22 protein-coding genes are annotated in these 21972 nt (G+C 47.3%); 12 read left to right on the forward strand and 10 right to left on the reverse strand.

Annotated elements, in window-relative coordinates:
• Nucleotides 1-359: 359 nt before the first annotated feature.
• Genes ACJ2PR_RS16365 through ACJ2PR_RS16375 form a run of 3 tightly spaced genes read right to left on the reverse strand, consistent with a single transcriptional unit; the run spans nucleotide 360 to nucleotide 3159 of the window.
• Nucleotides 360-1037, reverse strand: coding sequence for a response regulator transcription factor (locus ACJ2PR_RS16365; protein WP_446859933.1), 678 nt, complete (start codon nucleotides 1035-1037; stop codon nucleotides 360-362).
• On the reverse strand, nucleotides 1034-2500 hold the full coding sequence (locus tag ACJ2PR_RS16370) for an ATP-binding protein (protein ID WP_446877787.1): 1467 nt from the start codon (nucleotides 2498-2500) through the stop codon (nucleotides 1034-1036). Before ACJ2PR_RS16370 ends, ACJ2PR_RS16365 begins: the two co-directional genes overlap by 4 nt.
• Nucleotides 2501-2520: 20 nt before the next feature.
• Nucleotides 2521-3159, reverse strand: coding sequence for a cupin (locus tag ACJ2PR_RS16375; RefSeq protein ID WP_446877788.1), 639 nt, complete (start codon nucleotides 3157-3159; stop codon nucleotides 2521-2523).
• 182 nt (nucleotides 3160-3341) lie between these two features.
• On the opposite strand from ACJ2PR_RS16375, the gene ACJ2PR_RS16380 reads away from it, so the two are divergent.
• The 3 genes from ACJ2PR_RS16380 to ACJ2PR_RS16390 all read left to right on the forward strand — a co-directional run bounded on the left by ACJ2PR_RS16380 (nucleotide 3342) and on the right by ACJ2PR_RS16390 (nucleotide 5301).
• Entirely contained in the window at nucleotides 3342-3833 is a 492-nt protein-coding gene (locus ACJ2PR_RS16380; RefSeq protein ID WP_446877789.1) for a TlpA family protein disulfide reductase, read from the forward strand.
• A 262-nt stretch (nucleotides 3834-4095) separates the two neighbouring features.
• The gene (locus ACJ2PR_RS16385) at nucleotides 4096-4443 is read left to right on the forward strand and encodes a thioredoxin family protein (protein WP_446859929.1); all 348 of its coding nucleotides are present in this window, start codon (nucleotides 4096-4098) and stop codon (nucleotides 4441-4443) included.
• Nucleotides 4444-4503: 60 nt separating this feature from the next.
• Nucleotides 4504-5301 (forward strand): cytochrome c biogenesis protein CcdA, encoded by a 798-nt coding sequence (locus tag ACJ2PR_RS16390; protein ID WP_446859928.1) that lies wholly within the window; start codon nucleotides 4504-4506, stop codon nucleotides 5299-5301.
• A 146-nt stretch (nucleotides 5302-5447) separates the two neighbouring features.
• Here the strand turns inward: ACJ2PR_RS16390 and ACJ2PR_RS16395 are convergent, their stop codons facing one another.
• The 4 genes from ACJ2PR_RS16395 to ACJ2PR_RS16410 form a co-directional block, all read right to left on the reverse strand.
• Entirely contained in the window at nucleotides 5448-6533 is a 1086-nt protein-coding gene (locus ACJ2PR_RS16395) for a WD40 repeat domain-containing protein (RefSeq protein ID WP_446877790.1), read from the reverse strand.
• The gene (locus ACJ2PR_RS16400) at nucleotides 6521-7492 is read right to left on the reverse strand and encodes a CobW family GTP-binding protein (RefSeq protein ID WP_446877791.1); all 972 of its coding nucleotides are present in this window, start codon (nucleotides 7490-7492) and stop codon (nucleotides 6521-6523) included. Before ACJ2PR_RS16400 ends, ACJ2PR_RS16395 begins: the two co-directional genes overlap by 13 nt.
• Before the next feature lie 378 nt (nucleotides 7493-7870).
• The gene (locus tag ACJ2PR_RS16405) at nucleotides 7871-8926 is read right to left on the reverse strand and encodes a CobW family GTP-binding protein (protein WP_446877792.1); all 1056 of its coding nucleotides are present in this window, start codon (nucleotides 8924-8926) and stop codon (nucleotides 7871-7873) included.
• Between the two features lie 195 nt (nucleotides 8927-9121).
• Entirely contained in the window at nucleotides 9122-9571 is a 450-nt protein-coding gene (locus ACJ2PR_RS16410; protein ID WP_446877793.1) for a SufE family protein, read from the reverse strand.
• A 459-nt stretch (nucleotides 9572-10030) separates the two neighbouring features.
• On the opposite strand from ACJ2PR_RS16410, the gene ACJ2PR_RS16415 reads away from it, so the two are divergent.
• Nucleotides 10031-10336, forward strand: a complete 306-nt coding sequence (locus ACJ2PR_RS16415; protein WP_446859923.1) for a hypothetical protein — start codon at nucleotides 10031-10033, stop codon at nucleotides 10334-10336.
• A gap of 551 nt (nucleotides 10337-10887) precedes the next feature.
• Nucleotides 10888-12105 carry a geranylgeranyl reductase family protein gene (locus tag ACJ2PR_RS16420; RefSeq protein WP_446877794.1) on the forward strand — a complete coding sequence of 406 codons (1218 nt, stop codon included), beginning with the start codon at nucleotides 10888-10890 and terminating at the stop codon, nucleotides 12103-12105.
• On the opposite strand, the gene ACJ2PR_RS16425 is transcribed toward ACJ2PR_RS16420, so the two are convergent.
• Nucleotides 12095-12271, reverse strand: a complete 177-nt coding sequence (locus ACJ2PR_RS16425; RefSeq protein ID WP_446867046.1) for a hypothetical protein — start codon at nucleotides 12269-12271, stop codon at nucleotides 12095-12097. The genes ACJ2PR_RS16420 and ACJ2PR_RS16425 overlap by 11 nt on opposite strands.
• 169 nt (nucleotides 12272-12440) lie before the next feature.
• Between ACJ2PR_RS16425 and ACJ2PR_RS16430 the strand changes: the two genes are divergently transcribed.
• The 7 genes from ACJ2PR_RS16430 (at nucleotide 12441) to ACJ2PR_RS16460 (ending at nucleotide 19295) form a co-directional block, all read left to right on the forward strand.
• Nucleotides 12441-12701 (forward strand): hypothetical protein, encoded by a 261-nt coding sequence (locus tag ACJ2PR_RS16430; protein ID WP_446877795.1) that lies wholly within the window; start codon nucleotides 12441-12443, stop codon nucleotides 12699-12701.
• Nucleotides 12702-12740: 39 nt separating this feature from the next.
• Nucleotides 12741-13337, forward strand: coding sequence for a Uma2 family endonuclease (locus ACJ2PR_RS16435; RefSeq protein ID WP_446877796.1), 597 nt, complete (start codon nucleotides 12741-12743; stop codon nucleotides 13335-13337).
• 458 nt (nucleotides 13338-13795) lie between these two features.
• Nucleotides 13796-15418: an ABC transporter substrate-binding protein gene (locus ACJ2PR_RS16440; protein ID WP_446877797.1), complete on the forward strand. Its 1623-nt coding sequence runs from the start codon at nucleotides 13796-13798 to the stop codon at nucleotides 15416-15418.
• A gap of 65 nt (nucleotides 15419-15483) precedes the next feature.
• Complete coding sequence (locus tag ACJ2PR_RS16445) at nucleotides 15484-15921, forward strand: retroviral-like aspartic protease family protein (RefSeq protein WP_446867042.1); 438 nt, start codon at nucleotides 15484-15486, stop codon at nucleotides 15919-15921.
• 105 nt (nucleotides 15922-16026) lie between these two features.
• A complete protein-coding gene (locus ACJ2PR_RS16450) occupies nucleotides 16027-17052 on the forward strand; it encodes an ABC transporter permease (protein ID WP_446877798.1) in 1026 nt (341 codons plus the stop codon).
• Between the two features lie 10 nt (nucleotides 17053-17062).
• Nucleotides 17063-17845 carry an MOSC domain-containing protein gene (locus ACJ2PR_RS16455; protein WP_446877799.1) on the forward strand — a complete coding sequence of 261 codons (783 nt, stop codon included), beginning with the start codon at nucleotides 17063-17065 and terminating at the stop codon, nucleotides 17843-17845.
• A gap of 202 nt (nucleotides 17846-18047) precedes the next feature.
• Nucleotides 18048-19295 carry a DUF7453 family protein gene (locus ACJ2PR_RS16460; protein WP_446877800.1) on the forward strand — a complete coding sequence of 416 codons (1248 nt, stop codon included), beginning with the start codon at nucleotides 18048-18050 and terminating at the stop codon, nucleotides 19293-19295.
• A gap of 170 nt (nucleotides 19296-19465) precedes the next feature.
• Here the strand turns inward: ACJ2PR_RS16460 and ACJ2PR_RS16465 are convergent, their stop codons facing one another.
• Both ACJ2PR_RS16465 and ACJ2PR_RS16470 read right to left on the reverse strand, forming a co-directional pair.
• On the reverse strand, nucleotides 19466-20830 hold the full coding sequence (locus ACJ2PR_RS16465; protein ID WP_446877801.1) for a DUF2330 domain-containing protein: 1365 nt from the start codon (nucleotides 20828-20830) through the stop codon (nucleotides 19466-19468).
• 10 nt (nucleotides 20831-20840) lie between these two features.
• The gene (locus ACJ2PR_RS16470; RefSeq protein WP_446877802.1) at nucleotides 20841-21743 is read right to left on the reverse strand and encodes an RnfABCDGE type electron transport complex subunit D; all 903 of its coding nucleotides are present in this window, start codon (nucleotides 21741-21743) and stop codon (nucleotides 20841-20843) included.
• Nucleotides 21744-21972: the final 229 nt, after the last annotated feature.

Genomic DNA, 21972 nt, shown 5'->3' on the forward strand with positions numbered 1-21972 from the left:
AGAAACTGCGATTGGTGAATCAAGTTGCACCTTCCCACAATCGATATTGCACTCTCTCATTAGACTTCCTGCACGAATCATAGATGCCCTCCGACTAAAGTCGGGGCTACAAGAGCAAAGTGTGCCTTCGCACACTAAAGAGGCGATTTTAACCGTTAGTCCACGGAGGTGGACTTTGTTCTGATAGCAGCGTTGCCGAAGGCTCTTGCGAAGCTAACATCAATCGCCAGGTATTCATGCAGGAAGTCTATTCATCAGATCTGCGGGTATGCTGCATGAATCCTCACATTTTAACCTGAGTTTTGGGAGCTATCTCTCGTTCGAGCCAGTGAAGCTATTGAGCATCCAGCAACTAGAAATTAGTGCTCACGCACAACATAACCCACTCCGCGAACAGTATGCACTAAACGCTTAGGATGGTTTGCTTCTAGCTTGAGTCGTAATGCTCGAATATAGACTTCAATAATGTTCGACTCGCCCATAAAATCATAGCCCCAGACCTTTTCTAGAATTTGATCGCGAGTGAGTACTTGGCGCGGATGACGCATCATCAGCTCCAGTAGATCAAATTCTTTAGTTGTGAGTTCAATTAACTGACTGCCTCGATAGACTTCTCGTGTGAGAGGATTGAGGCTCATGTCTTCAAACTCTAGCGTATCGGGTTCAGTCGGATTCACACAGCGTAGGCGTGCTTTGACTCTTGCTAATAGTTCTTCAATGCTAAAGGGCTTTGTTACATAGTCATCGGCTCCCGCATTTAGGCCGGTCACGCGATCGGGAATTTCATCTCTTGCAGTCAACAAAATAATCGGCGTTTGAATGCCTGTTTTCCGCAATCGCAAACATAAATCTAAGCCAGAAATCCCTGGCAGCATCCAATCTAAAATGAGCAAATCAGGGTGTGCTTCACGGGCGATCGCTAACCCTTGGATGCCATCGATGGCAACTGTGACTTGATATCCTTCCAAGCACAGTTCTGTTTTGACAAACTCTGCTAATCTGGGGTCATCTTCGACTAAGAGGATGTGATTAGTCATCGGTCAGGTTTCCAAAGGGGTAGAGTTATTGTAAACGTACTGCCTTCGTTTGGGCTAGACCGTACTGTAATTCGACCTTTCATGCCTTCGGTTAAACTTTTTGCGATCGCTAATCCCAGTCCCGTGCCATCTCTAGAACGAGTCATCGCTTCATCGACTCGGTAGAATCGTTCAAAAATTCGATTTTGATGCGCTAAGGGAATGCCGATGCCGCGATCGCGCACCTGAATCATGGCATACTGCTCCGTTTGTGCTAACACTAACTCAACAGGCTGATCCGCAGCAGAATACTTGATCGCATTATCGACTAGATTAATCAACACTTGCTGTAATCGGTCTTGATCGGCACAAGTAACCACATCTTCATCAGGAAAGAGAACCTTGACGGGTCGATTACTAACCTTTTGACTCATCGCTGCAACTTCTGTGACCAGCGTATTGAGCATGATCGGATTCAGTCGAAAGTGCAAATTTCCGCTATCTGCTCGCGCCAGATCCAGCAAATCTTGCAACATCCGAATGGTGCGCTCTGTCTCTGCCGCAGCCGTTTCTAGTGCTTGTTGTTGATAAGGATTTAAGTTTGTACTTCGTCGAAGTAAGCTCTGCAAATAACCGAGTACAACCGTTAAGGGCGTGCGTAACTCATGGGAAACATTACCGACAAATTGCCGTTGTTGTTCCCATGCCCCAGACAATCGAAGTAGCATTTCATTGAACGCCTGAGCTAATCCTAGAACTTCATCCGGTGCTCGATTTAGTTGTAACTTAGCTTTACCTAGGTTATCTGATAGATCATCCGCAGAAACAGCACTGGCAAGTTGGCTCATCTGCTCTAGCGGCTGCATTGCTTTATGAATTCGTTTTGAGATAGCTGTGATCAAGAGTGCGATCGCCACCAAACTAACAAGTAGCAATCGCCAGAGTCCGGTGTTCAATTTGTGCTGATCTTCTGTAATATCTTGAGCCAGATATAGCTGCCCGAAGGCTTTCCCATCAATTGCGAGAGGGCTACCACACAACACAACATCTCGATTCCCAAACCGAACAATCTGCGGCGTTTTTGGAACTTGGGCGAGAGTATCAACTTGCTGGACTGTGGACGCAACCGACTCCACTCCGACCGATTGTGCTAGCAGTTTGCCCTCTGGATTTTTGACCCATACGATTAATTTGGAGGTTGAAACTTTACGGATGGTTCTCTCTAATCCAGTGTCCAGTTGTCCCATCTCGCTGTAAAGCTGGATTTGATCGGGAAAGCGCATCGCAATGTATTCTAGCGTCTGTTTGTGGGCTGCAACTAGATTTTGCTCCATTTGCCAACCTGCCCAAATTGCCACACTGCCCAGCCCTAGAATCGATAGTGCGACCAATTCTAGAGTCAAGCGAAACTGAAGCGAGGAAGTCGAAATTCGCTTGTTTGTGAAAGAGTTGATTCTGGCTCGAATCAGGCGGCTCAATGGCATAGAGGAATGCTCAGTAAAAATCAGAAGGGCTTGGCGGTGCCTTGAATGGGGTCAAACTCGAATCGTTGATCATAGTTTGTTTCGCCGTAGAGATTGAAGCTCAGAGTTGGCTGATCTCCCATCGCTTGAATCTGATGAATGGTATCAGGCATCAAACAGAGAATGTCGCCAGGATCAAGTAAGCGATCGCTGCTTAATTCAATCTGGTCAGGGCGTTCGGACGTGGGCGATCGCTGCCAAAATGTATTGTTCTCTTGTCCACTTAACAATGCGACAAGTCCCCAACTCGCATGATTATGAATGGGGGAAGTGACTCCGGGTGCCCAGGCAACGAGTTGCACAGTTAATGGAAAAAACGGCTCGTCATACAACATAGACACGGCCCAACCTGTTTCTGAATCGGGCTGAAGAAAGGGCAGTTGCAGCCAATCAGCATGATTTAGAAGTTTACGGACTAACGGACAAATCGCTTGAAGTCGGAGTCGATCATCCGTGATTTGATTTAACACATCTTCTAACTCGGTTAAAAAACGATAGAGCCGATACGGTTGAGACGATTCCTCAGCTTGAGCGATCTTAGAGAGATTTGTGCTGGAGCAGATCGCGTCCCCATCTTGACACTCTCCCGCATTGGTCACAAACCAGTTTTGTCCTCTCATAATCGCGGATTGCTCTACAGCGTATCGTTTTGTTTTTACTGTACAAGCAAACCTCAGTATCAAGATGAATTTTTGCTGAAAAAACAGAGGCGCAAATTTTTAGCATTCATCCATCTCATCCTCATCTCATCCTCATTTTTCTGGAATTTAATGCTAATCACCACCGCAATCATAGGTTCTGTATGCGTCATTATCTAGTTTTATTAGCAGGTTTGAGTTTGAGTGGCTTAGTCGTCTCCCTCTCATTCCTCAATACAACGTCTACACGAGTCTCGGCCGCTCCTGTCCAGCTTCTTGCACAAGCAAAGCGGTCTGGGAATGTTGGTGGAGCTTTAGCGAAACAACTACAAGGGAAGCCCGTTGTGGTCGATATCTATGCAAGCTGGTGTCCTGCCTGTAAGAATATTGCGCCAACGCTCTCTCAACTCAAGCGACAGTATGGTAACAATGTGCATTTTGTGGTGCTGGATGTCAGCGATCGCACAAAAGCAAGTCAAGCGGAACAGCAAGCTAGAGCACTAGGCCTGGGGCAGTTTTTCTCAGCCAATAAATCGCAAACTGGCATGGTTGCCATCATTGATCCTACAACCGGAAACATTCTGACACAGTATCGTAACAACGCTAATAAGTCCGATTACACCACGGTACTGAATGCTGCACTTTCCCGTCGGTAGATTAACTGAGTGTCCGTCGATCGTTTTTTGAGGAAATCACACCGTGAAGATCCAATATTTTTCTGCCCTTGCAGTTGCTTCATTTCTGAGCCTGGGAGTAGTAGCAGGTTGTTCAAACCCTTGTGCCGCAAAAACAAAATCTCCTACAAACACAAGCACTGAAGTTCAAGCGAATCCCTGTGCAAGCAAAGCTAACCCCTGTGCAAGTAAAGCGAATCCCTGTGCAAGCAAAGCTAACCCCTGTGCTGCCAAAGCCAAATCAGTGGAGACTCCTCTAGCACAAGAACTACAGGGAAAACCTGTTGTCGTAGATGTCTTTGCAACTTGGTGTTCAGCTTGTAAGAATATTGCACCCACTGTGGCACAACTGAAGAAAGACTATGAAGGTAAAGTCACCTTTGTTGTTTTAGATGTCAGCAATCAGGCGACGACTGCGGAAGCAGAGGCGAAAGCCAAACAACTTGGGCTGAGTGAGTTTCTGGCTGTCAATAAATCACAGACAGGCATGATTGCCATTATTGATCCTGCAACAGGCAAAATCTTGAGCCAACAGCGCAATAATCCGAATCTAGCAGACTACAAGAAAGTGCTGGATTCTGCCCCCATTTGATAACCCTAGCCAGGAGAAGTTTTACGATGAGCTTCTTCTGGATACTTCAAGGAAAGTTTTATGCAAAAGAAGTGGCTTATTTACGGCGGATTGGGATTGCTTTGCCTAATTCTAGTTTTAACATTGGGATCTGCAATTAGTCATCCGATCGAACAGATGATTTCAATGGTTGAGAACCGCTACCAACAATGGTTTGACCAGCAAGATACCGCCAATCCTTTCCTGTTATTGCCCTTAGCATTTGCTGGTGGCGTTCTTGCAAGTATCTCACCCTGCATTTTAGCATTATTGCCTGTTAATCTCAGCTACATTGGTACGCTTGAGATTCAGTCTCGTTGGGATGCATTTGTGAAGGCGGGCTTATTTGTTTTGGGAGCCATCACAATTTTGAGTTCGTTTGGTTTAGTCTCCTCCTTTGCAGGAGCCGTGATGGTCGAATATCGAGGCTATATCAATGTGATTGTCGGATTCATTATGGCAGTCATGGGGCTGTGGTTGCTCGGCGTTGTTAAATTGCCACTTCCGCAATTGGCAGTTAATTTTCCTCACGCTGGCCCCTATGGCGTAGGGTTAACGTTTGCCTTAGTTAGTTCTCCCTGCGCCAGTCCAGTCCTGTTTGCAGTTCTAGCGGCAGCAGCAGCAACAGGCTCTCAGATTCTAGGGACGCTAACAATGGTCAGCTATGCGCTGGGCTATACTAGCCTCATTTTTCTAGCTAGCCTATTCACAGGATTAGCAAAGCAAAGTAAGCAATTGTTGAAACATTCAGAAGGGATTATTCACTTTGGCAGTGTCGCCTTAATTTTGACAGGTTTGTACTACTTGATTACGGGAACTCAATGGTTCTTTGGAGGGTAATGAATCGGAAGTGTCATGATTAGACTTTCTTCACGAATCATAGATACCCTCCGACTGCTATTAGCTTCGCTTTTAGATTCAGGAACGCCCCCTAGCTCCCCCACTCGTGGGAGATTTAGCTTGCTCTCCTGGATTAACAACCGCCGCTAACGCCTTCCAAACCCTTGACCGCGCTGTTCTTTTGACCAGATAATCAGCTCTCCATTCTGCCCACCCGCCGCCAGAGACTGACCCTGAGAATGCCAGGAAAGGCAAGAAAATCCGTCAGGCGCGCCCTCAAGAATCTGGGCTAACTGCTTTGCCTTGTGCCACAAACAAATACAGCCGTCTGCGGCAGCAGAAGCAAACAGCACGGTGTCAGGTTGAAACTGAATTGATTGCACCATGTCTTCATGATGCTCCAGCACGCTCCCTTCCCAGCCGACCAACTCATCTGCCTGTTTCTCCCAAATCACAATGCTCTCAGCACTGGCCGCTGCTAACAATGGCGCACTTGTCTTAGTAAAGTAATTTGACCAGGCCAGTTGACGCACTTTACCCGGAAAGCCACGCATCACCCACGGATGAGGATTTTCCCACTCCAAAACGGTAATGGTTCGATCGAGATTTCCAGACGCAATATATTTACCATCGGGTGACCAGGCAACTGCCACACTTGCAGAATCCAGACTCAGCAAATAGGGATCATCATCCCAATCGTCTGCTGTCCAAATCTTGATGCCTTGATACCCTGCGATCGTTAAACGCTTCCCGTCAGGATGCCAACCCATATCTAAGACAGAGGAAGTCTCAAAATTTAACGTGGTCGCAATGTCGTTCATTGCGCTGTCCCACACTTGCACATAACGACCCAGGCTGAATGCCAGTTGATTGCGCTCTGGACTCCACGCCATGCGATCGATCCAATCTCGTCCGTTCCCCAGTGTGGCGATCAGTTGTGGCGTTTCGGTTGAAAGGTGCCAAATTTTGACTTGTCCGTTTTGTCCGCCAACTGCAAGAAACTGCCCATCGTGAGAAAAACTCAGACAGTCTGCGGATCGTCCCGTTGCAGTTTGGAGCAGGGTTGTTTGTGATGTTTTGACCGTCAATATCGTCACCTCACCGGCCGCAGAACTCGCAGCCAGGAGTTGACCATTGGGCGACCACGCGATCGCCGTTACATAGTCAGAAAGCGCTCCCTGCCAGTGTGGTTGAAAGTCACTCCCCGAAGTTTTTGCCTTTACACGAAACACGCTTTGAATCCTTCTCTTAGAACTGCTTCGTCCAGATTGCGACCGATGAAGACTAACTCATTTTTGCGAGTTTCATCAGGTCTCCAGAGGCGATCGGCGCTGCCATCAAACAGCATATGCACGCCTTGAAACACAAATCGACGGTCTTCTCCATCAATGTTGAGGATGCCTTTCATGCGAAAAATGTCTTGCCCTTGAAAGCGCAGCAATTCGCTAATCCACTGATTCAATCTTTGTCCGTCTAACGCGCCCGACTCAACCAGCGCCACAGAGTAGACAGATTCATCATGCTGGTGGGTATCTTCGCCTAAAAAGTCGGGGTCAATTTCTAAAGCGCGGGTCAGATCAAACGCTCCAACTCCCAGCAGGGCATCCATTTCTAGTTCGGCGTTTTGGGTACGATAAATTTTGGCAAGTGCGTTCATCCCTCGAATTTGCTGCTCTAGCTCGTCTAACTGCTGAGGTTCAACAAAATCTGATTTGTTGAGTAAAATGACGTCTGCAAAGGCGATTTGCTCCTGTGCCTCCTCCGCATCCCAATGTTGCCCGATGTGTTTTGCATCAACGACTGTCACAACAGCATCAAGCTGGGCCTGCGCTTTGACATCTTCATCCATAAAGAAAGTCTGAATCACCGGGGCCGGGTCAGCCAATCCCGTCGTCTCAATCACGAGATGATCGAATTTGTCGCGTCGCCGCATCAAGTTGCCAATAATCCGAATTAAATCACCGCGAACAGTACAGCAGATGCAGCCGTTGTTCATTTCAAAGATCTCTTCGTCAGCATCAATGATTAGTTGGTTGTCAATACCGACCTCACCAAATTCGTTGACGATAACGGCGATCTTCTTACCATGTTCGTGTGTGAGAATGCGATTGAGTAGAGTGGTTTTGCCTGCGCCCAGATAGCCAGTCAAGACGGTTACAGGAACGGAATCCACTAGCAAGTCAGTGACCATAAGGTAGGTTCCTCTATTTTTCTAAAACGATAATCGTTATCACTATCATAGAGGTTCTTTCTCAAAGGGCAAGTCTTAGCCAGGCAATTGAATAACAGCGGCTAGATCGTGCATTTGGCGCAAGACGTTGAGAGCCGCATCCAAACCTTTTGAGATCAGTTCTCATACCAAATCAACCAACAAATGATACTCCTAAAAATCAGTTAATTAACCGATTTTTATCTCTCAGATTTGAAAAAACCTATCAGGGAAGCCGTTTCAAAGTCCCCCAAAATGGGGGATTTAGGGGGCGAGGATCTGTATCAGTAACTAGTGAATTTGGTATTAGAGACAAGTAAGGGACAACTAAGGGGCAACTAAGGGGCGACTAAACGGAGATCATCGGCTCAAGCAGTTAGTTAATTGCTGCCGAAGTTGCAGCGCATCTAGATCGCGCCCGATGAAGACGAGTTGGTTTTTAGGCGGAGTGCGCCATTGGTCAGCGTTGATGTCGTATCGAGGGCCGCTGAGTTGAAACACATGACGGTTGGCGCTGCTGCTAAACCAGAGAATCCCTTTTGCTCGAAAGACGTTTTGGGGGAGTTGCTCAACGAGAAAGGTTTCCAGTTTCTTCACGTCAAACGGTCGATCGCTTTCAAAGGAAATCGACATAAACCCATCATTTGCCAGGTGATCGGAGTGATGATCGTGTTCATGAGAATGGTTGTGTTTGTGATGGTCGTGACTAGACTCAGCAGGATGATCATGATGATCGGGTTTGGGGTTGAGGTGGCGATCGTAGTCTTCACCTTGCGTCAAATTGACATCTAAAATCAGAGGCAATGGCACTTCACCGTAGCGACTATGAATCAATCGAGCGCCTACTTTTATGGTTTGGATATAAGTCTCTAGCTCATCTAACTTTGCTTGTGAAACCAGATCCGTTTTGTTGAGTAGCGTAATATCTGCGTAAGCGATTTGATTGAATGCTGCATCACTGTCAAAATGGTCTGGAGTAAACGCTTCAGAATCAACCACGGTAATAATTGAATCAACGCGAGTCAGATCGCGAAGCTCTGTTCCTAGAAACGTCAAAATGATTGGTAACGGATCAGCAACGCCAGTCGTTTCGATCACTAAATAATCGACAGGTTCCTCACGCTCTAACACGCGATAGACTGCATCAACTAAACCATCATTAATAGTGCAACAAATGCAGCCGTTGCTCAACTCCATCATGTCCTGGTCGATCGCTACCAACATCTGGCTATCAATATTGATATCGCCAAATTCATTAACCAGCACTGCAACTTTCAGATCTTGACGATTCTTGAGAATCTGATTGAGCAGAGTCGTTTTACCACTGCCTAAGAAGCCTGTGATGATAGTGATGGGCATTCCTCGTTTGGGAATGTCTAACGCTGAATGAGTGGTTTGTAGGGTGAGATTGGTCATAAAAACTCTCCTGCGATCGGGTAAGCAACAACACCTTTAGCGATTAATTTGTCGGCATTGCTGAATCGTGGGATGAATTGCCCCAAAGCGGAGGGAAACCCAATGTTCAAAGTCCTCCAGTTTTGGGGGATTTAGGGGGCGAAAAGATGGCCACTCCCCACGCATTCATCCCTCCAATCAGCAACGCCAATTTGTCTAATTCATCGTATGTTTTGAATCAATTTCTAATTGCAGCGCTTTTCTCTGGATGGTTTGAAAAATATTGTAGAACCCGTTAGCGCGAGAGGGCGTTAGGCTGACGGTTAATCCAGTCGTTTGAATGAAATCAGGAGCTAGTTGCACAATTTCTTCTGGGGTCAATCCTGCTAATCCTTCAATCAAAAGGCCCACCAGTCCTTTGGTTATCTGAGAATCAGAATCGCCCTGAAACACGACCCTTTTATCCTGCAACTCAGCCGTAATATAAACTTGAGAGGTACAGCCTGATACTTTGTTTTCCGGCACTTTTTCTGCCTCTGGAAACGCTTTTAGCCGTTTAGCAAACCAGAGCAAATACTCATAGCGACGCTTTGGCTCAGAAATTTGTTGGAAACGCTGCACGATTCGCTCTAGAGATGGGGGAAGCGGGGCAGAAATGATAGACATAAATCTGAGATGATTACAAGAATGATAATCGTTATCATCTTACTCTAGATCGAGCGGTAGAGCGAAGAAATAAATATCACAATCATTTTTTGCCTCAAAGATTTGCAGAATAAGGCTTTGAAACTTTTTAGTCATCAATTTCTAGGAAAAACACAACCGAAGAATTCACCATCACTTTGTCGTTAAGTAGGTAGGTAGAATTAACTTGGAGATGACAGGTTGTTCGCTGTGGTCGCCCCTCGCCCTGAACTAGAAGTTTGGACTAACCGTGCGAAGTGGGTTGAAAGCTACTCAAGACGAGCAAATGATTCCAGTATGGCCTACACCGTGATCTGCATAACGGCTCAACTTGCGCCGCCCACTGTCAGACGATCGCGCAGATCAATTCTCCCAAACACAAGTTCACTGAATACAATAAGCAAATCCGTGCATGGCTGTGCAATCTAAAGATTATTCAACATGAAGTTGCTGCTGTCCAATGAGGCTGATTGTCGCTTTTTTAAGTTTTGGTTTAACGATCGCATCTGTGATGGTATCAATTACCAGGGCGAACTGTTTTTGCAGTTTCAAACCTTCAGTGCCCAGCGTCGAGATCAAGCTTACGAACTGGGGTCTAAACTGCTCGAACGAGGCGTTTCTGTGATTATTTCTTGTTCCAAAAAGCAGTATGTTTTGGGGGTCAATCTGCGAGGCGACTGGTGGCGAGAGGGATCGATGGAGCAGCTTTTGGAGGAGATGAAGGAGGTTGGGAGGGATGAGGGATGAGGGATGAGGGATGAGGGATGAGGGATGAGGGAGAACTTCGATGATCTGTTCCCCCTTTGGGGGTAATCCGCTTCGCGAGGAGGAATGAGGATAACTTTGTTCCGTGAGGAGAGATGAAAATGTCAGTTCGTTTGCAAATCTGAGAGCGTCCTCTAAATTTCTTCCGCGTGAGGGACTTTAAACCGAAAACCTTGTCTTAAAGTCCCCCAGAGTTGCTACCGTGTACACACAAGTCGATCGATCTGTCATTGCTGAGATCCTTCGCCCCCTAAATCCCCCAAAAATGGGGGACTTTGAGCCGTCGTCATGGCTTTGAACTTTGGAAATCTTTCCTTGGTCAAAGTCCCCCATTCTGGGGGATTTAGGGGGCTGAAGCCGCCTGAAACGAAGCGACAACGACCTGTGTGTACACGGTAGGAGTTGGGGCGGCAGAAGATTCAAACAACGAAGCGAAAAACTTTCGTCGAAGTCACCTTAAGAAAGGAGAGACGTTCCTATTTTTCTAGTCTGTGGATTAGGCTAATGAGTGCGGTTTAGGAAACGATCGAGATATGCAGAATTACGATGTGGTAGTGTGTGGGGCGGGGCCGTCTGGGGCGATGGCGGCAGCAGAGGCGGCCCGATCGGGGCTAAAGGTTGCCTTACTCGAAAAGCAGTTTTTGCCTCGGCACAAGACCTGTGGGGGCGGAATGCCGATGGTGATGCAGACGGTTTTACACGATCTGGCACCCGAAGCATTTGTCGAATCGGATGTCACCCACATGCGGCATACCTGGAATTTTGCAGATTCTTACCTTGCGCCGATGAATCCGCCGGGGTCGAGCGATCGACTGTCTCTGTGGATGGTGCAGCGATCGATTTTTGACAACGCTCTGGCTCAACGGGCAATGCGAGCAGGGGCAGAGTTGCGGGATGGATTGGCGGTGCGATCGCTCGAAGTGGAACCAGATGGCGTAAGAATTCGGGCGGAGGGCGTGAAGACAGGCAGTGAGTTTCTCGCGAAGGCTCGGTATGTGATCGGCGCGGATGGGGCGAATGGAATTGCCGTCAAATCGACAAATCTGAGAAAAGATCGCGCGATCGCCATCGCAATGGAAGTTGAGCATCCACACACCTGGGGCGACGGTCATCTTGAACTTAGACCCGATGTTGCTCATCTGGAATATGGAGCGGTAAAACGAGGCTACGGCTGGATTTTTCCCAAAGCCGATCATTTGAATGTGGGGGCGGGACTGTTTCGGCCCGATCAAAAAGATGCGCGGGGCGGGCGAGAGATTCGCCTTCAGTTGCAAAAGACGATTTTTGATTATATGGATGCGCTGGGGGTGAAGTACGATCGCGACGCGCTCAAGTTTCATGCTCACCCGTTACCGACCTGGAGCGGCAAAGAAACCTTACACGAAGGGCGAATTCTCTTAGTCGGCGATGCAGCAGGGCTGATCAATCCCCTGTTTGGCGACGGCATTTTTCACGCGGTTAAGAGTGGCATCATTGCGGCTCAGTGTTTGTCAGAAGACGCGGCGGATCAGTACACCGATCGCATTCACGATGAGTTTGCCGCCAATTTTGATGCCGCTTTGAATCTGGCAAAGGTCTTTTATCAATGGACGGGCGTTTGCTACAAATACGGCGTGAAGTATGAGCGGGCGACTCGGATTGCGACTCAGCTTTTGTGTGGAGAACTGTTGTTTACCAATATGAAAGATCAGGCGCTGCGACGATTGAAGCGATCGGTGGGTGCCAACTTTTTCCCGGCGTTCAATTCCTAAAATCGTCAAACAGCACCAAAAACTCGCCTTCTGGAATGAGTTGCCGCACGATTTTCACATACGCTTCTGCTTCAGATTGGGTGCAAAATCGAGCCACGACGATGCGCTGCATTTTGGGCAATAGCCGCACCACAAACCATCGATTCAAGAAGTCTCGATCGTGCATAATATTTATATCTCCATTGAGTTTGGAGCTTGGCCAGTGCAGAACTTTCCACGGGACGCACTGGCCTTTCGCTTTGGTCAAATCATATCAGATTCAAAAAAGAAAGTGAAGCAATTTTGCAGCATTTTTTGAAATTAGCTCGATTTTATTGTCGTATTTGCAGCAGGCTATGGCAAAACGGTTTTCAGTAGGCCCTTTAAATGAGCATGATGACGACTGGCTAACCGTGTGGGCCTGGTTAAACGATTGCAGCAAATCGGCTCAAGCATCCGCCTTAATTGGTGTTGGCATCAATCAAAGAAAGACAGAAATTGAGAGAATTTTGGAGTACATCGCCAAAAAGAGAGGGCTGACTCCAGATGAGTTGTTTGAGAAGATTTTGGATGGAACGATCGATACCCTTGAGCAAAACGACGTGATCGAAGAGTAAACGGGTTGCACTCATCTAGGTCAGTCAGGAGATTACGCTATGACAGTAGCAAAGCCTCGGTTTTCAACATTTGAAGAATACTTAGCCTATGACGACGGCAGCGACAACCGTTATGAATTAGTCGATGGAGCGTTGATCAAATTACCTCCCGAATCAGAGCTAAACGACAGCATTGCCAACTTCTTATTTCTCAAATTTGCTGCTTTGGGCATTCCGTTTCGGCTGATTCGCCCCGGAAAATGTGAGATTCAAGTCCCCGTCTTACACAAGCAAGATGCTGCAAATCGTTACCCAGATCTGGTGATTTTAGATGAGGTGCATCTGACTTTGACCCAAAAGCGACTCACAATCAAAATAGACATGCCACCGCCTCTCTTAGTGGCTGAAGTTGTTAGCCCTGGTAGAACCAACCGAGAGCGAGATAGCAACCGCAAACGCGCCCAGTATGCCAAACGAGGCATTGCTGAATATTGGCTGCTCGACCCCGAATATCAGGTGATCACAGTACTAAAGCTGCAAGGTGAGCAATACATCGAGATGGGTCAATTCCGAGGCGGTGATGTGGTTCAATCCCAACTTGAAATGCTTCAAGGGCTGCGACTGACGACTCAAGAAATTTTGGCAGCAAACGGTTAAATGGTGAGCGAGCAAGGCAATGTGCAACTTTCTGATCAACGTCTCCCTTTTGAAGGCTACCGTGTACACACAAGTTGATTGATCCGTCATTGCCGAGACCCTTCGCCCCCTAAATCCCCCAAAATTGGGGGACTTTGAATGCTAGGCAATCTCTCTGGGTCAAAGTCCCCCAGATTGGGGGATTTAGGGGGCTGAAGCCGATTGAAACGAAGCGATTCCGGACTTGTGTGTACACGGTAGCCTTTTGAAGGGGGATTAAGGGGGATCTCTAGACTGTGCCAACGGCACGATCGCAACTCCATTCAAAAGGGGGCTAAGAAAAAGTTGCACGTCGCCTCGATCAGTTCAAGAACTGTCTTGTACTTTTAGAATGAGCCGCTTCCTCAATCCTGCGCTTCACGCAACTGATGTAGACTAGCCATACCTTCTGCGATCGCAGGTCTTATCGTGAAAAAGTTATGGTGAAAAAGTTGTGGCGCTTCTCTCTGGGTGAATGGTTGAGAGGGTTGATGCTGTTTGGGTTGTGCTGTATTTTGGCGGTGAGTTGTAGCCGATCGACTCCCCAAAACAGATCCGACACCGGACGCATCACATTAGGAACGACGGCGAAAGTTAGCACGATCGACCCCGCAGATGCCTACAATATTTTTTCCGGGAACTTGCTTTATAACCTGGGCGATCGTCTCTACAGCTATCAGTTAGGCACCACAAAGTTAGAGCCACAGCTTGCTACAGCCCTACCCACCGTTAGCAAAGATGGCTTAACTTACAAAATTCCGTTGAGACAGGGCGTGGTCTTTCATGATGGCGCTGCATTTGATGCCAAAGCGATGACGTTTTCATTGGAGCGATTCATGAAAAATGGGGGATCGCCTGCGTTTTTGTTGTCGGGTACAGTTGATTCGATTCAGCCGACGGGAACGTATGAGCTGACGATTAAATTAAAAAAACCATTTGCAGCATTCCCTTCGCTGCTGGCATTTTCAGGGGCGTGTGCCGTTTCACCCAAAGCGTATGAGATTGGCGAAAACAAGTTCAAACCCAAAGAATTTGTAGGAACGGGCGCTTACAAACTAGTTAGATATGGAACAGATTCAATGCAGCTTGAGGCGTTCGATCGCTACTGGGGCGGCAAGCCAAAAAATCGTGGGATTGATATTCAATTCTTCTCCAGTCCTGCTAATTTGTTTAATGCATTTCGCACAGGTGCCGTTGATGTTGCCTATCAAGGATTAGCCCTCGAACAAATCCGCAACCTCAGAGAAAGCAAGGCCGACAAGGGTTGGCAAATTGTAGAAGAAGCCGGAAGCGGGATTGATTATCTGTCGTTGAATATGCAGTCTCCTCCGTTGGATAAACTAGAAGTCAGACAAGCGATCGCTGCCATTGTCGATCGTCCTTTATTACAAAGTCGAGTCTTTCAAGGACAAATTGATCCGCTTTATAGCTTAATTCCGGCAACGCTTGCAGAACAGAAGCCCGTATTTGAACAGTACGGCGATCGCAACGTTCAAAAAGCAAGTGAACTGTTGCAAAAAGCAGGCTACTCAGAATCAAATCCCTTAAAGGTTGAGTTTTGGTATCGCTCCAATTTGCCCAATGATCAACTCGCTGCCATGACGATGAGAGCGATCGTTCAAAAGTACTTAGGAAAGATCATGCAAATTGATTTGAATAGTATTGAATCAACGATGGCCTACAAGAACTTAGACAAAGGCGTTTACCCAATTTTTTTATTGGACTGGACTCCCGACTTTCTCGACTCAGACAACTATATTTATCCGTTTTTAGAATGCACAAAAGGCAGTGCTGAGAAGGGATGCGAAGAAGGACAAAGCTTTTCTCAAGGGTCGTTTTATTACAGTCAAGAAGCGAATGAGCTAATCGATCGTAGCCGTCAAGAACTCAATTTCACATCTCGTAAAAAGCTCTTTGGTCAACTTCAAGATATTCTGGCAAAAGACGTTCCCTTTGTCCCTCTTTGGCAAAACAAAGACTTCTTATTTGCTCAAAAAAACGTCCAGGGAGCCAGCTTACAAGCCACGCAAAAAGTTCCGCTTTGGATGCTGCGTAAATCTTGAGCAACAACAAAAATTATTTAGCAAAAAATCTGCCATATTGAAGGGGTATTGCTGAGATCAAAGTTATGCAAATAAACATAGAAATGGGCAAAATTACGACTACCCTGACGATCGTCAACCGCGTTGATCAAGCCCTCTCAGAAAGAGAACTTCTGCCAGTTGAGCAAGTGCGCTCTATTGTTCTCAAAAACGTTTTGGTGGACACTGGCGCAACGACGCTTTGTTTACCTGCAAGCACGATCGCTCAATTGGGGTTACCCGTTCTCAGAGAGGTTGATGTTGAGACCGCTACGGGTATTGGTAAGGCACGAATTTTTCAGGATGCCAAAATTTCTCTCATGGGTCGTGAGGGCACATTTGAGTGTTTAGAACTTCCAGGCGGGCAGGCTCCTTTGCTGGGTGTGATTCCTTTAGAAGCGTTGGGAATCGAACTCGATTTGCAAAACCAACAACTGAAACTGTTGCCCATTAGTCCAACACAAACTTATCTGACGATTCTCTAAGACGAGTTTGTGAAATCGCTTACAGCATCTACCAAACAGTTAGCAAACTTGCGGTAAAGTAACTCACAGGAATGGCAACCTTGATCTTTCTTTACCTCGTCGCTTATGTCTCGATCGAGTTCTCTCCGTTACTACATTTTTGCGCGGATTTTGCTGGCCCCTTTGATGCTGTGGCTGATTACGTCGGTTGTGTTTTTGCTGCTGAGAGCGACACCGGGAGATCCGATCGATGCCATTTTGGGCCCCCATGCGCCCGAAGCGGTGAAAGCAGAACGCAGAGCCGCCTTAGACTTGGACAAGCCGCTGTGGATGCAATACCTCAAATACATGGGGCAGCTATTGCGCCTCAATCTGGGTGAATCGTTTGTAGGGCAGGGGCAATCCGTTTGGGCTACCATTCAGGAGTTTTTTCCGGCGACGGTAGAATTGGCGCTTTTTAGTCTGGCGATCGCGTTCATCGTGGGCATTCTCGTTGGTACGGTGTCGGCTTCTCGTCCTAATACTGCATTCGATACGGGCGGACGGCTGTTTGGCATTGTCACTTACTCGATTCCGCTATTCTGGTTAGGAATGTTGCTCCAGCTTGTTTTCTCGGTGCAGTTAGGAATTTTTCCATCAGGAACTCGCTTTCCGGTGACGGTGCCTGCGCCTGAAAGTGTGACAGGAATCTATACGATCGACAGTCTCCTTCGGGGCAACCTCAATCAATTTTTGATCGCCCTCTATTACCTCGCTCTACCCTGCCTGACGTTGGGAATTTCGATTAGCAGTATTTTTGAACGCATTGTCCGAGTTAATCTAAAACAAACCCTGCAAGCTGATTACGTCGAAGCCGCCAGAGCCAGAGGTATTTCAGAATCCAAAATTCTCTTTAGCCATGCGCTTAAGAATGCCATGATCCCCGTGATCACCATTTTGGGATTGACGTTAGCCTCTCTGTTAGGGGGAGCCGTTTTGACCGAGATTACCTTTTCCTGGCCAGGACTGGGAAATCGACTGGCACTCGCGATCGACCAGCGTGACTATCCAACCGTTCAAGGAATTGTGGTATTCTTTGCCGCGATCGTAGCTCTCGCGAGTATTGCGATCGACGTGATCAACGCTTACATCGATCCCCGAATTCGTTATTAAACTAGTGTATATGACTACTATTCGCGTCAAACAACTCTTCACTCATCCGGTCAAAGGGCTTACGCCTCAGTTGTCTACTCGCGTCGATCTGCTGGCGGGACATGGCATTCCGGGCGATCGCGCCTTTGCGTTGATGTACGATACGGCCGATGCTCAAACCACCGATCCGATCGTTCCCTGGAAAAACAAGAAAAGCTTTGCGATGCAGTGCGATCGACCCGAATTAGCAGCCTTAGCTTGTGAATATGAAGCCTCTACGGGCATTTTGACGGTGCGGCGAGAAGACGCTGAATTGTTGATGGCTGAGGCAAATACGGCCATCGGACGCACTCAAATCAGCCAATTTTTTAGCCATTATCTCACCACGGTTTCTGACCAAAAGATTGAGCCGCGTCCTTTGAGATTGGTGGGGACTGGAGAAGGGACGACTCGCTATCCCGATCGCAATCACGTTCATTTATCGCTAATTAGTACGGCGACTTTAGAAAATTTGAGTCAGTTGACGGGGCAGTTTGTTGACTCGCGGCGATTTCGTCCCAACATTGTTGTAGAAGGTGTTTCAGCCTGGGAAGAACTCAATTGGGTCGGGCGAGAATTCAACATCGGGACGGCTCGAATTGCGATCGAAGCCCGTCTACCTCGCTGTCTAAACATTGACGTTGATCCTGATACCGGAGTGCGTGATCTTCCTCTGTTTTCTCTCCTTCAACAAGCCTTCCATCATAGAGACACAGGTGTTTTGGCAACAGTTATTCAAGATGGGAGCGTCACGTTAGGAGACTCTTTGCTGTAAGGTCAATTTGCTTGTCTTAAAGTCCCTCAGAATTGTCAGCTTGGAGGGCAGAAGATGCAAATAACGCAGCAAATGAAATTCATTGAATTCATGTTAAACAGCATCCCCTAAATCTATTCCCTAACCTGAATCTATTCCCTAAGAAGTTGTTAACTGGCGCTGTAACTTTTACCGTAAGTACCAACTTAAAACATTGGTGTTTATGAAACCATTCTTGCGCCTGATGACCTGCTCCACGGCGATCGCGTTTAGCCTGTTAGCGGAGAAGGCGATCGCGGCTAATTTTACTTTCACCAAGATTGCGGATACGACGGATGGGTTTGGTCGATTTTTGAATTCGCCAGCCCTCAATGACAACGGCACCGTCGCCTTTAGCGGCACATTAAATAACGGAAGCACAGGCGTTTTTACGGGGAGCGGGGGCACCATTACGTCGATCGCGGTTAGCGGGACTCGTTCCAATTTTCAGTCTGTGTTGAGTAATCCATCTATTAGCAATGCGGGGACAGTTGCCTTTGGAGCCACTACAGACAGCCGTAGAAATGTAGGAGTTTTCACAGGTTCGGGGAATGGGCTAACGACGATCGCCACCTTAAACAAGGCTGCTCTATCTGATCGAAGCCATGCGCCAATTCCGCCTGCGATTAATGATGCCGGGACGGTTGCATTTGCTGCCTACCAATATGCAGAGTCTGACCCCAACCAAAATTTTGCACCGACTCCCAATGTATTAATTAGCAGCAACGGTCAGTTGAGCGCGATCGAACTCAAAAGTAATGAATCCTCCGCAATTCCAACGGTTCCCAATTCGGTGGCGATTAATAATGCGAATACGGTTGTCTTTTCATCAGGTTTTGGCGGTTCGCTGGGGTTTGGGGGACTGTTTGCCAAAGTGGGTGACGCTCCTCTGACAACGCTTGCAAACGGCGGAGTTTACCCAGTTTCTCTCAACAACCAGGGAACCTATGTAACAGCTTTTGCAGGGGCAGGTGGCAGCACTGGAATTTTGATCGGAGACAGCAAAGGCGGCCCCACCGCAAGAGTGATTTATGGTCAGTCTGGTTTTAGTGGCACTTCCCCAGTGCGGGTTAGTCAGCCTGCGATCAATGATCAGGGCAAAGTTGTTCTTCAGGCTGAGTTTATTGGTTCTGTCTACCCAAGTCCTCAAGGCTTGTTTTTTGAAAATTATACAGATGCCAACAAGATCATTGCGACGGGCGATCCGTTGTTTGGGTCTACGGTGAGTGCGATCGGGTCGTTTTCCACAAGAGGGTTAAATAATCTCGATCAAGTTGTTTTCTATTCCCAACTAGCAGACGGTCGTGCAGGCATCTTTCGGGCTGAACCAGTTCCCGAACCACAAACGGTCATTCCAAGTGTGCTATTTATATTAGGTTTTGGAGCGCGTCAGCTAATGAAACGTCGAGCGTCGTTGTCAGGTAGAAGATAGACATTAGACGTTGAACATTGGACATTGAAAGTTAGACGTTGGACATTGGAGAATTAGTCGATCGCAAATAAATGCGGTAAGCCAGAACCTAATGTCACGTTGCGATCGACTTCTCATACATTCTCTCAGCCTCAAAAAGTCCAATGTCCAATGTCCAATGTCCCTCATGCTCACTGTCCAATTAGAGACAGCCAAACCTCATTCCACCAGGGGGTCTGACTTTGTAGCTGCGGCTGTTTTTTGCGAATGTTATCGATCTTCCAGCCTGTGAGACGAGCTAGAGTTTGGGACTGTTCTTCAAAGCGTTGACGGAGCGATCTTTGATATCGTCTGCCTTCTGAACAGCTTGTTTCACCCTTAAATGGATGGCGCAAAATGTAGCGGCCCTGAAAGGTTTCTTGGTTGTTAGTGTCTTGAAACATCAAATCTTCAGGAAATTTATCGCGGGTGTAGCGGACGTGCAGACGAGTCATGAAAACATTAGAATTAAACACCGGACGACGCACTCGCGGCATTGACATCTTCTCATCTGTCCCGTCTAGCCAAAATACCCCTGCCTGCTTAAGTTCTTCCGGGTTGAGCGGATCAGCCGAACAAGGATCACAGTTGCTCATATTCCAGGCATATTCTAGAAAAGCGACTTTTTGATCTTCGCGATCGTAAGTTTTAGTAAACATGGCCTTATAAAAGCTACTAAATTCGTCTTTCACAAAGAGTGGTACTTCAGCGTCAGACGGAATTTTAACTGTTCGGTAATTAGTAACTTCGGCTTGTCCTTTGGGCGACAGAATGTAGACGATTAAATCCTGTGCGCTTTGAGCGTTGATCATTCCCAATCGAATCGGCAACATAAATCGAGGCGAATTGTAGCTAATTTGCAGCGGTCGCAGGGATTGAAAACCCGCTTTGTCGTACTCCTCTAAATTGACTTTAGCGACGAAGAATTTTAGCTTTTGCCGAATGTAAGGTTTCAATAATTGCTTTGCGCCACGCGGCATTCGATAGCCATTTTGCACGAGCCAAGTTTCCAATCCGCCCGATTCTTTAGCGCTGAGAATTAGAATGTCATATTCGCCTACCGTAAACTTCGCTTCTACAGTCACACCGAGGGATTCATTTCGCGCCCTTGAGGAAACAGCGGCTGAAGGCATCGGAGCAGACAGCGGCCTTTGATCAAGCATTGATTCCTGTGGGGTACAAGGATCAGGATCAAAATATTCAACCAGTCGAGGAGCGCTAAAAGCATCCAATCTTTCGATGATTTTGGAATCGCTAATTTTCACCTGCTCTTTTTGTAAAACAACCGGAACAGGAACAACGATCGCAAAGTCTTTGACCTCACCCTGATAATCATTTGCCATTGTTAAGATGGTGCGATCGCCGTTTCGAGCAATTGCGACCTGAGAGGCCTGGTTATAAAGTTTTGCATCAGCTTTAGCCACATAAAATCCACAAAACGCCCAGGCTTTGGGAACAAAAATAAAGCAGCTTAGACAGACAATTAGAAACGCTGAAAAAATTCGGAAAGATCTCATAGCAACCTCCTCAAAGTGATGGATCAGTGATTGAGCGATCGAGTGGATTAGTGATAGATGCATCTGAATTCCAGGAAAAACGCTCATCAGGAAAGAGCATGTCTAACACAATGCTGAGAGGAGCTAAAGCAAACAGCGCCCAAAACACGGCAGTTGATACAAAAAAATGATTGCGAAGAATAAAGGTGAGAAACGCGATCGCCATTTCCCAGATGATTCGACCCGTTCGAGAATTGGGAATGGTGCGCGGATCGGTGACCATAAACAGCGCAAACATCAGCAGCGAACCACTCATCAGTCGATGACCCCAAACATCCCATGTCCAGCCCAACCAAGCATTACGGACAGCTTCTAAACCCAGATAAGTGGCGAGAAACGCGATCGTCGTATCCCATCTGCCCACTCGCCTGAGAACCAGCCCGCCCGCCCCCAAAAACAGCAGCGCATACCAGCCTTCTTCGCCCCACTGCCCCGGCGACACCCACGCATCAGATGTAAACAACAACGCGACAATGATTCCAAAGTTAGCCGGATTAAACAGGTGTTTTTCACCCACTCGCAACAGCCGCTTACTCAGAATTGCTGCCACACTCGCCAGAACGATCGTGCTGTAATGATCCGCCCGCAACAATAGGCTCAACCCCAACGCTGTAATTAAAGCACTGGGCAATGTTTTGAGTTTTGACACCTTGAGTCCAAAGGTCAGACGCGGATCGTCCTCATCTCCTGGAATAATGAACCATTGCGTTAACAAACAGGTGGCGATTGTTATGCCCACCATTTCTAGATGCAGTGACCAGTCCCGTGTCGCCAGTCCGACTAGCAAAAACAGTGACAGAAAAAAGATCTGATAGATTCGAGCATCGTTCAACAGCATGGGGCAACGTGTCCGCAGTTCGTTGGATGGCTGCATTATGCTGCGCCTCAAAGTAAAACAAGCCTGCCGTTACCATTTAAGAAACAAACCTGCGACTAAAGTGTGTAGTGGAGCTTGTGGAGTAGTTCTCAGTTCTCTAAATGAGTGTGACAACAGCAAAAAGAGCCATTAGACGTAGACATCAAACTTTCAATGCTGCTTCGTCCAAAGTCACCTGCCCGATCGCTCCCCATTTCAGCCCAACAAGTAGCATAGTATTCTAGTC

Source organism: Phormidesmis sp. 146-33 (genome assembly GCF_052939515.1).